This is a genomic window from Streptomyces capillispiralis (assembly GCF_007829875.1).
Taxonomy (GTDB): domain Bacteria; phylum Actinomycetota; class Actinomycetes; order Streptomycetales; family Streptomycetaceae; genus Streptomyces; species Streptomyces capillispiralis.
The window spans coordinates 5,506,244-5,515,578 of sequence record NZ_VIWV01000001.1 but is presented as its reverse complement, the minus strand read 5'-3'; the positions used below and the strand labels follow the sequence as shown (position 1 = coordinate 5,515,578).

Sequence of the window (9,335 nt, the reverse complement as noted above, 5' to 3'; positions counted from 1 at the left end):
GGCGTCCGGCACGCATACGTGACCTCCCTGCTTCCGACCGAAAGGCCGCCTGTGTCCGCCGCTTCCGTCCTCCGCACCGTCGCCACCCCGAAGAAGGCCCTCGCCGGCGCCGCTCTGGCCGCCGCCACCTGCGGCACGCTGATCGCCGCCGCGCCCGCGCAGGCCGCGACCACGGGCACCGCCTCGGCCCAGGCGACCGCGAAGAAGATGATCGGCAACTCGGCCGAGTACCAGTGCTTCTCGAAGATCGTCCAGCACGAGAGCAGCTGGAACCCCACCGCCACCAACGCCTCCAGCGGCGCGTACGGCCTGGTCCAGGCCCTGCCGGCCTCCAAGATGGCCTCGGCCGGCTCCGACTGGAGGACCAACCCCGCCACCCAGATCGAGTGGGGTCTGGACTACATGAAGGACCGCTACGGCAGCGCCTGCGACGCCTGGAGCTTCTGGCAGTCCAACGGCTGGTACTGACAGCCCACCCGTACCGAAGGCGGCGGCCCCCTGATCCCCGGGGCCGCCGCCTTCGCCATGCGCGCTGTCCGGCGCTCCGGTCCCTCCTCAGCCGAGGACGAACGGAAGCCTGTCGGCGAGTCCGGCCAGCGTGGACCTCTCCGAGTCGGTCGGAGCGCGGCGACCCGTGCCGATCAGCAGGACGTCCGTGTCGGAGAGCGCGGCGGGGAACGGGGTTCCGGCGATCCTCTCCAGCGCCGCGCGGGCCGCCGCGAGGGTTTCGGCGGGCGGGGCGGGGGGCGGCTCGGGAGCCGACGGCAGGTGGGCGATCAGGTCCAGGTGGTGCAGGGTCCATTCGAGGACGTACGCGGAGAGGTAGTCGCCGACGGTCAGGACTTTGTCCTGAGTGCTGACGCGGGCGGCGGGGTCGGCGAGTCCGGCGGCCCGGCCCGCCGCGGAACCGACGTCGTCGAGGTGGAACCTGAGCAGTCCCGGATCGCCGTACGCGGCGGCCAGCCGTGGGATCAACGCGTCCAACGGGTCGTCACCGGTCGGCGGTTCGACCAGGTTCCAGTACGTGGTCGCGTCCGCCGTGGGTTCGGTGTCGGCGGGGGTGACGAGGGTGATCAGGACGTCCTGAGCATCGATCACCAGGTGGCACACCAGGTCCCGTACGAGCCAGCCCTTGCAGCCGGACGGTCGCGTGAAGTCCTCGTCGGAGAGGTGCGCGACGGCTGCGAGCAGGGCGGTCCAGGAGCGGGAGAAGTGGTGCATCAGGGCAGTTCGGGGCGTGCGGTCGCCGCCCAGTTCAGGAACGCGGCGAAGGTGGCGGGGCGGGCCGTGACGATCGACTCCGTCGGGATCTTGGAGTCGCGGACGGCTATGCACAGAGGGGTCACGGCCACCTCCACACAGTCGCCGCCCTGGTCACTGCTGTAACTGGACTTACGCCACTGGATCCCGGCCGGAATCGCGGTGCTCTCCATAGCGCTCCTCCATCACACGTCGGATCAGCTCCGCCGAGTCCCGTAGAGGCAGGGCGGCTGCCTGGAGGTGATCGTAACGGAGCGAACAGTTCCTGACGGTTTCCGGATTCGCGGTCGGATGCCCGCTCCCATAGCCCTCCATGTAGACAATGTCCGGGTCGCCGGCGAAGCGGTAGAGGTTGAATGAGCCTGTCAGCCCGGCATGAGCCCCGGCCGAAAAGGGCAGCACCTGCACGTTGACCCGTGGGTTGCCCGCGAAGGACAACAAGTGGGCCAGTTGCCCCTTCATGACCTCGGCCCCGCCGATCCGCTGGTACAGCGCGGCTTCGCTGAGGATCGACCAGGAGGTCGGCGGTTCCGCCTTCTCGAAGATCCGCTGCCGAGCCAGCCGTACCGCCGTCCGGTCGTCGAGGTCGGTGTCGTCCAGGGCGCCGAGCACCGCACGCGCATAGGCCGGGGTCTGGAGGAGACCGTGGACCATGTGCGTCTGGAACGTACAGATCTCCACCGCTCGTGACTCCAGCTCGGCCACCTGCTGGAACCAGGACGGGAGTTGGCTGCGCATCACCAGGGTGACGAGGCGGGACAGCAGTCCGCCCGTCCCCAGCGCCGCGTCCACCCGCTCGCTGAACTCGGCCGTCGGCAGTTTCCTCGCCGTCTCGATCTGGCCGACCAGGGAGCCCGTGTAGTTGACGATGTCCCCGAGTTGCCGCTGGGTGAGGCCGGCGGCCTCCCGGTGACGGCGCAGCTCGAAGCCGTAGTAGTCCAGCGGAGACGCGCCCGGGTCGAGGACGTTGATGTGGGTCACGCGCAGCCCCTTTCGCGCAACTCGGTCCACGGGGGAACCGGTTGTATTCGTGCTGTAGCCGAGCGTAGTCAGTGGAGGTCAGCCTTGTGCCGTGAACGAAAACATTGCTCCGGCTCTTCTCGCCCCACGTGGTGCCCAGTACACGCTGCGCCTGACCGTCGGTGAGCACTCGGCACGGCATGTCCGGCGCATCGCGCGGTCGCTCCTGCGCGAGTGGGAGATGGCCGAGTTGGCCGACGCCGTGGAACTGGGCGTGACCGAATTGCTCGCCAACGTCGTGCGCCACGTCCCGGACCGGCGCTGTGTCGTGCTGCTGCTGCGGTTGCCGGGCGGGATGCGGGTGGAGGTGACCGACGGCTGCGACGAACTGCCGCGCGTGCCGGTCGGATTGGCGCTCGACTCCGAGCACGGAAGAGGGCTCGCACTGCTCGACGCGGTGAGCGACACCTGGGGTGTGGAGCCCGAGCCCGGTGGCGGGAAGACCGTGTGGTTCGAGTGCGGCGCGGCTCACCGGCGTTGACGGTTGCGCGGCCGCGTCTCGGCGACCGGCACAGGAAGAGAGGTTGTGTTTTGAGAACGGTGAACAGTCGGGGCTGAAGTGCCCACAAGCCGCTCAACTGAGCAGTGGAGCAACAGTCGGCGGTGAAGTGTTCACGCGTTTACCCCACCCCTGGTGTCCGCCGCTGCACCGTCCCGGCTTCCACACGCGGCGCCGGACGGGTACCGGATCAGCTCGGAGTGCGGTCCTTCTCCGGCACCGACGGCTCGCTGCCGAGTGCGGCGGCGGGCGCGGCCGTACGGGCGCGCGGGCCCTGGAGCAGGTACGTCAGGGCGAAGCCGGCGCCGACGACGAGCGCGCCGCCGGCCGCGTCCAGCACCCAGTGGTTGCCGGTGGCGACGATCGCCGAGGCCGTGAAGAGGGGGTGGAGCAGGCCCACCGCCTTCATCCACGTCTTCGGCGCGATGACCGCGATGACCAGGCCGCACCACAGGGACCAGCCGAAGTGCAGCGACGGCATCGCCGCGTACTGGTTGGTGAGGGCGGTCAGGGTGCCGTAGTCCGGCTGGGTGAAGTCCTGCACCCCGTGGACCGTGTCGATGATGCCGAGGTCCGGCATCAGGCGGGGCGGGGCGAGCGGGTAGAGCCAGAAGCCGACCAGGGCGAGCAGGGTGGCGAAGCCGAGGCCGGCGCGGGCCCAGCGGTAGTCGACGGGGCGCCGCCAGTAGAGCAGGCCGAGGACGGTCAGCGGGACGATGAAGTGGAACGACGTGTAGTAGAAGTCGAAGAACTCGCGCAGCCAGCCGATCTTCACCACGGCGTGATTGACGGCGTGCTCGATGTCCAGGTGGAACACGCGTTCGAGGTCGAGGATCTGGTGGCCGTGTTCCTCGGCGCGGGCCCGGCCCGCCGAGTTGCTGCCGCCGGTCGCGGCGAGGCGGACCTTGGCGTACGCGGCGTAGGTGACGCGGATCAGCAGCAGTTCCAGGAGCAGGTTGGGGCGGGTGAGCACCCGGCGCAGGAAGGGCAGCAGCGGGACGAACGCGAAGCGGGTGGGGACCGGCGGGGCGTACTGGGCGGGGACGGGTGAGCTGAAGTACGGCGAGGTGCGGGACAGGAAGGGGACGGCGGTGGCGGCGGCCAGCGCGGCGAGGAGGACGACGTTGTCGCGCAGCGGGTACAGCGCCGCCATGTTCGGCAGCATCATCTTGGCGGGCAGGGTCATGGCCAGGACGACGGCGACGGGCCACAGCAGCCGGTCGGAGGCGCGTTTGCCGACCCGGCCGACGACGGCCGGCAGCACCCACAGCAGCTGGTGCTGCCAGGCGGTCGGGGACACCGCTATGGCGGTGCAGCCGGTGACGGCGACCGCGAGCAGCAGCTGGCCGTCGCGGGCGTAGCGGACGGCGCGCCGGACGCCGAGGGTGACGACCGCCGCGCCGAGCAGCAGGAAGAGGCCGATCTCCAGGGGGCCTTCGAGGCCGAGCCGGAGCAGGGCGCCGTGCAGGGACTGGTTGGCGAGGTCGTCGGCGGGGCCGCCGAGGCCGACGCCCGCCATGTGGTGCACCCAGTAGGTGTGGGAGTCCCGGGGCATGGCGGCCCTGGCGAGCGCGGTGGCCGCGGCGAAGGTGACGCCGGTGGCGGTGGCGGCCCGGCGGCGGCCGGTGAACCACAGCAGCGGCGCGAAGAGCAGCAGGGTCGGCTGGAGGGCGGCGGCGACGCCGATCAGGGTGCCGCTGGTGCGCTGGCCGTGGGCGACGAAGCAGCCCAGCAGGACGAGCAGGACCGGGATGATGCTGGTCTGGCCGAGCCAGAGGGTGTTGCGCACCGGCAGGGACAGCATGAGCAAACTGATGGCGACGGGCGCGGCGAGCAGCGCGGTGCGCCGGCCGACCGGTTGCGGCAGGGCGCGGGCGGCGATCACGCCGAGGGCGACGACGAGTAAGAGGGTGCCGAAGGTCCAGCCCCACCCGAGGGCCTGTTCGGCCGACCGGGTGAGCGGTTTGAGGACGAGCCCGCCGAAGGGGGTGCCGGTGAAGCGGGTGGAGTCGTAGAGGGAGCCGCTGACGTGCAGCACGCCCTCGGGGCCCACCCAGGTCTCCAGGTCGGTCAGCCGCTCCCCGCGCGGGGTGGTGAGGACGACGGCGAGCTGGCGCACGGCGAGGACGGCGGCGAGTATCCACAGTCCGAGGCGCGCCGCGCGCAGCCGCGCCCGGGTGCCGCCGACGGCCGTCGCTCCGAAGGGCTCCGCCGGTCGTCCGCTGTGCTCCGCATTCGCCACGCCTCGTCGGCCTCCCGCCCCGTCGTGTCCCGCGCGCGCCGCGCACGCGGGGGTGCACTCTGCGAACCCTATGAGCTCGCACCTCCCCCGGAGAGGGACGCAGGCAACCGCGGCTTCACCTGACGGCCCTCTCGCTTTTGTCCGGATGACGATAGTCCGAGGGGGTCGGGGTTGCCCGCGACGGACGCGAGAAGCATCACAGCGGGGGGACGGCCACCGGGCCGCGGGGCGGGGCTGCGTGCCTGCACACACCGCGTTCATGTGCCGTGTGCAGCTGAGTGCGTACCGCCCGTAGAGGGGCCAACGGCGCCTATCGTCGCTTCGTCGGTCCGCCGACAGCGCCGCCGCGCGGTCCCGTGTCCCTGTCCCCGTCGAAAGGTAGGCGAGCGAAGTTTTGTCGACTGCCCCAGTCGCCACTCCCCACGTCGCCCCTCATCCGGCCGGCTCCCCCTCCCCCCGGAGGACCGGCTCCGCGCAGGCGCCCGACCCGTCCACCGTCTCCCCCACCGTCACCGACCCCGCGCTCGTCCGGCGTGCCGTGAAGGCGGCCGCCCTGGGCAACGCGATGGAATGGTTCGACTTCGGTGTCTACAGCTACATCGCGGTCACCCTGGGCAAGGTCTTCTTCCCCTCGGGCAACCCCACCGCCCAGCTGCTGTCCACGTTCGGCGCGTTCGCCGCGGCCTTCCTGGTCCGCCCGCTCGGCGGCATGGTCTTCGGCCCGCTCGGCGACCGGGTGGGACGGCAGAAGGTCCTCGCCCTCACGATGATCATGATGGCGGCGGGCACCTTCGCCATCGGCCTGATCCCCTCGTACGCCGCGATCGGCGTCGGTGCCCCGGTCCTGCTGCTCGCGGCCCGGCTGGTGCAGGGCTTCTCCACCGGCGGCGAGTACGCCGGCGCCTCCACCTTCATCGCCGAGTACGCCCCCGACCGGCGGCGCGGCTTCCTCGGCAGCTGGCTGGAGTTCGGCACGCTCGCCGGGTACATCGGCGGCGCGGGCCTGGTCACGCTGATGACCGCCCTGCTGTCCTCGGACGACCTGTTGTCGTGGGGCTGGCGGATCCCGTTCCTGATCGCCGGGCCGATGGGCATCATCGGCCTCTACCTGCGGATGCGCCTGGAGGAGACCCCGGCGTTCGCCGCCGAGCTCGAGAAGGCGGAGAGCAGCCGCCCGAAGGTGCCGCTGCGGGAGATGGTGACCGGCCAGTGGCGCGCGCTGCTGCTGTGCGTGGGCCTGGTCCTCGTCTTCAACGTCACCGACTACATGCTGCTGTCGTACATGCCGAGCTACCTGACCAGCGAGCTGGGCTACGACGCCACGCACGGCCTGGTCGTCGTGCTCGGCGTGATGGTCCTGATGATGATCGTCCAGCCGTTCGCCGGTGCGCTGACCGACCGGGTCGGCCGCCGTCCGGTGATCGCGGCCGGCTGCGCCGGGTTCCTGGTGCTGTCCGTGCCGGCGCTGCTGCTGATCCGTGACGGCGGGCTGCTCGCGGTCGCCGCCGGCATGGGCGCGCTCGGCCTGCTGCTGGTCTGCTTCACCGCGGCCATGCCGTCGGCGCTTCCCGCGCTGTTCCCGACCCGGGTGCGCTACGGCTCGCTGTCGATCGGCTTCAACGTCTCGGTGTCCCTGTTCGGCGGGACCACCCCGCTGGTGGTGACGGCCCTGATCGGCGCGACCGGCGACATGATGATGCCCGCCTACTACATGATGGCGGCGGCCGTGATCGGCGGGTTCGCGGTGTGGCGCATGGCCGAGTCGGCGGGCCGCCCGCTGCCGGGTTCGGCACCGTCGCTGGAGGCCGGGACACACCGGGAAAAGGCCTGACGGAAAGCGAACGCACGGCGTATCTTCGCTGGCGGAACTGGTTAGAGAGCCTAACTAGCCGTACGGAAGGTACAGGTGCATGAGCGAGCCGCAGCTCTGGCACGAGGTGGACGCCTACTTCACCGACCGCCTCCTGCCCGACGCCCCGGACGACGCCCTGGCGGCCGCCCTGCGCGACAGCGACGCCGCCGGACTCCCGGCCATCGCCGTCTCACCGCTGCAGGGCAAGCTGCTGCAACTCCTCGCACAGGTGCAGGGGGCCCGGCACATCCTGGAGATCGGCACCCTCGGCGGCTACAGCACCATCTGGCTGGGCCGCGCCCTCCCGGCCGACGGGCGGCTGATCTCCCTGGAGTACGACCCCCGGCACGCCGAGGTCGCGGTCCGCAACATCGCCCGCGCGGGACTCGACCAGCAGGTCGAGGTGCGGGTGGGCGCGGCACTGGGCTCGCTGCCGCAGCTGGCCGACGAGAACCCGCCCCCGTTCGACCTGGTCTTCATCGACGCCGACAAGGTGAACAACCCGCACTACATGGAGTGGGCGCTCCGGCTGACCAGCACGGGCAGCCTGATCGTCCTCGACAACGTCGTCCGGGGCGGCCGGGTCGCCGACCCGGCCAACACCGACCCGGACGTGGTGGGCACCCGCGCCGCCCTCGACATGATCGGCAGCCACCCCCGGCTGAGCGGCACGGCGATCCAGACGGTCGGCGCCAAGGCGTACGACGGTTTCGCGCTGGCCCGCGTGCTGGCGTGACCGGGGGCGGGACGCCTCACACCTCGTGGTAGAAGCCCACGTTGACGCTGCGCGGGGCGGTGGGGTCCTGGACGACGACCTCACCGCTGCCGCCGCGGGGCAGCGCGACGGTGCCGCCGTAGGCGACCGGGTGGGCGTACTCCCCGAGGGTCAGCCGGACTTCGCAGGACGGCTCGGGCAGGGAACCGCGCAGCCAGGTCAGCTGCCAGGTCCCGTCCTGCGCGCACTGGAACTCCAGGTGGACGCGGGAGACGAACAGCCAGTCGTCCGGCGTGGAGAGCCGGCACACCGTCTTGTCCCGGCCCACCCGGAGCACGGTGCCCGGCTCGTCGGGCGCGTCGGCCATGAGCATGCCGGCCGTGGCGCCCGCTTCCGCCGCGGACACCGCGGCCATGGTGAGTTCGAGCACGTGCGCTCCTCCTGAGACGTCCTGGCGGGCCGGACGGGCCCGGGACCGGCGGCGGCCGGGAACGGCCGTGTGCGGCGGCCGGATCTGCTCGCCGCCGCCGAATGATAAAACGCCCGGCTCCGTGGCGTCCGGCACAATGGCCTCATGACCGAGCGAAAGCCACCGGGGGTCGACTTCGAAAGCTGGGTCGACAAGCAGATCCGCGACGCCGACGCGCGCGGCGAGTTCGAACGGCTGCCGGGAGCGGGCAAACCGCTGCCGCGCGAGGTGGAGACCGCGTACGACGAACTGTGGTGGGTCAAGCGGAAGATGGCCCGCGAGGGCTTCTCGGTGCTGCCGCCGACGCTGGCCCTGCGCAAGGAGGCGGAGGACGCGCTGGAGGCCGCGTACGCGGCCCCCTCGGAGCGGATCGTGCGGAAGATCCTCACCGAGGTCAACGCGAAGATCCGCGACATGATGTTCAAGCCGCCGCCCGGCCCCCCGCTGGGAATGAAGCCCTACGACGTCGAGGACGTGGTACGGCGGTGGCGGGAGCGCCGGGCGGCGGCGGACGGGTCAGACGCGTAGCAGCCGTTCGGCCAGCTCGCGGTAGTCCCGCAGGGCCAGGCGCAGCTGCTCGGTGTCGGCCGCCGTCGTGGCCCTGCCCTCGTCGGTCTCCGCGGTCCGCCAGGACCCCCGCAGGGTGCGGCGCCGTTCGGTGACCGCGTCCGTGAGGAGCGCGGTGAGCTGCTCCAGGACCTGGTCGGCCTCCTGGACGGCATCCCGCGGCGCGTCGACGAACTCGGCCACGGCGTGTTGCAGCCGCGCCGCGAGCTTGTCGCCGTCGTCGTGCCGGAGGAGACGGGCCCGCGCGCCCTTCTCGCCCGCGTGGTGGGGACCCGCGTGCTCCGGTCCGGGGCGGGCGGAGTCGTGCGGGGTGGTGCGGTGGACGCCGGTGTCGTGGGGCGCGCTGCCCAGGCGGTCCGTGCCGTGTGCGTCCGTGCGGTGGGGGTCGGCGCCGTGGTGGCCGGTGTCGTGGGGCGCGGTGCCCAGCCGGTCCGTGCCGGGGCGGTCCGTGCCATGGGGCTCGGTGCCGTGGTGGCCGGTGTCGTGGGGCGCGGTGCCCAGCCGGTCCGTGCCGGGGCGGTCCGTGCCATGGGGCTCGGTGCCGTGGTGGCCGGTGTCGTGGGGCGCGGTGCCCAGCCGGTCCGTGCCGGGGCGGTCCGTGCCATGGGGCTCGGTGGCGTAGGGGTCGGTGGCGTGGGGATCGGTGGCGGGGGTGGTGCGGGCGCTGTCGGGGAGCGGTACGTCACCGGGGCGCCGGGTGGTGTCGGACAT

General features: G+C 72.0%; 11 protein-coding genes. 5 read left to right on the top strand and 6 right to left on the bottom strand.

The genetic code is table 11. From position 1 onward, the window contains the following. Window positions 1-51 precede the first annotated feature (51 nt). Complete coding sequence (locus FHX78_RS24005; protein WP_145869485.1) at window positions 52-468, top strand: aggregation-promoting factor C-terminal-like domain-containing protein; 417 nt, start codon at window positions 52-54, stop codon at window positions 466-468. Between the two features lie 87 nt (window positions 469-555). On the opposite strand, the gene FHX78_RS24000 is transcribed toward FHX78_RS24005, so the two are convergent. The 3 genes from FHX78_RS24000 to FHX78_RS23990 are packed head-to-tail and all read right to left on the bottom strand — an operon-like array spanning window position 556 to window position 2,241. After that, window positions 556-1,221 (bottom strand): maleylpyruvate isomerase N-terminal domain-containing protein, encoded by a 666-nt coding sequence (locus tag FHX78_RS24000; protein ID WP_145869484.1) that lies wholly within the window; start codon window positions 1,219-1,221, stop codon window positions 556-558. Next, window positions 1,221-1,352 (bottom strand): DUF397 domain-containing protein, encoded by a 132-nt coding sequence (locus FHX78_RS38070; RefSeq protein ID WP_341874752.1) that lies wholly within the window; start codon window positions 1,350-1,352, stop codon window positions 1,221-1,223. The genes FHX78_RS24000 and FHX78_RS38070 overlap by 1 nt, the downstream gene beginning before the upstream one ends. Window positions 1,353-1,392: 40 nt before the next feature. Continuing rightward, window positions 1,393-2,241, bottom strand: coding sequence for a helix-turn-helix domain-containing protein (locus tag FHX78_RS23990; protein WP_145869482.1), 849 nt, complete (start codon window positions 2,239-2,241; stop codon window positions 1,393-1,395). A gap of 91 nt (window positions 2,242-2,332) precedes the next feature. Between FHX78_RS23990 and FHX78_RS23985 the strand changes: the two genes are divergently transcribed. Further along, the gene (locus tag FHX78_RS23985) at window positions 2,333-2,761 is read left to right on the top strand and encodes an ATP-binding protein (protein ID WP_145869481.1); all 429 of its coding nucleotides are present in this window, start codon (window positions 2,333-2,335) and stop codon (window positions 2,759-2,761) included. A gap of 208 nt (window positions 2,762-2,969) precedes the next feature. On the opposite strand, the gene FHX78_RS23980 is transcribed toward FHX78_RS23985, so the two are convergent. Next, complete coding sequence (locus tag FHX78_RS23980; RefSeq protein ID WP_145869480.1) at window positions 2,970-5,021, bottom strand: bifunctional glycosyltransferase 87/phosphatase PAP2 family protein; 2,052 nt, start codon at window positions 5,019-5,021, stop codon at window positions 2,970-2,972. Window positions 5,022-5,415: 394 nt separating this feature from the next. Here FHX78_RS23980 and proP point away from each other — a divergent pair, with 394 nt between their 5' ends. Together proP and FHX78_RS23970 are read left to right on the top strand one after the other, a co-directional pair. Next, a complete protein-coding gene (gene proP, locus FHX78_RS23975; protein WP_145869479.1) occupies window positions 5,416-6,852 on the top strand; it encodes a glycine betaine/L-proline transporter ProP in 1,437 nt (478 codons plus the stop codon). 79 nt (window positions 6,853-6,931) lie between these two features. After that, window positions 6,932-7,609, top strand: a complete 678-nt coding sequence (locus FHX78_RS23970) for an O-methyltransferase (protein ID WP_145869478.1) — start codon at window positions 6,932-6,934, stop codon at window positions 7,607-7,609. A gap of 16 nt (window positions 7,610-7,625) precedes the next feature. Here the strand turns inward: FHX78_RS23970 and FHX78_RS23965 are convergent, their stop codons facing one another. Further along, the gene (locus tag FHX78_RS23965) at window positions 7,626-8,018 is read right to left on the bottom strand and encodes an FHA domain-containing protein (RefSeq protein ID WP_145869477.1); all 393 of its coding nucleotides are present in this window, start codon (window positions 8,016-8,018) and stop codon (window positions 7,626-7,628) included. 144 nt (window positions 8,019-8,162) lie between these two features. Between FHX78_RS23965 and FHX78_RS23960 the strand changes: the two genes are divergently transcribed. Further along, window positions 8,163-8,585, top strand: a complete 423-nt coding sequence (locus tag FHX78_RS23960; protein ID WP_145869476.1) for a DnaJ family domain-containing protein — start codon at window positions 8,163-8,165, stop codon at window positions 8,583-8,585. Here FHX78_RS23960 and FHX78_RS23955 read toward each other — a convergent pair. Further along, window positions 8,574-9,335 carry a hypothetical protein gene (locus tag FHX78_RS23955; protein ID WP_145869475.1) on the bottom strand — a complete coding sequence of 254 codons (762 nt, stop codon included), beginning with the start codon at window positions 9,333-9,335 and terminating at the stop codon, window positions 8,574-8,576. The genes FHX78_RS23960 and FHX78_RS23955 overlap by 12 nt on opposite strands.

Bases quoted from the DNA above. Each gene is read 5' to 3' on its own strand.
- FHX78_RS24000 (WP_145869484.1), bottom strand. From the start codon at position 1,221: ATGCACCACTTCTCCCGCTCCTGGACCGCCCTGCTCGCAGCCGTCGCG.
- FHX78_RS23955 (WP_145869475.1), bottom strand. From the start codon at position 9,335: ATGTCCGACACCACCCGGCGCCCCGGTGACGTACCGCTCCCCGACAGC.
- FHX78_RS23970 (WP_145869478.1), top strand. From the start codon at position 6,932: ATGAGCGAGCCGCAGCTCTGGCACGAGGTGGACGCCTACTTCACCGAC.
- FHX78_RS23960 (WP_145869476.1), top strand. From the start codon at position 8,163: ATGACCGAGCGAAAGCCACCGGGGGTCGACTTCGAAAGCTGGGTCGAC.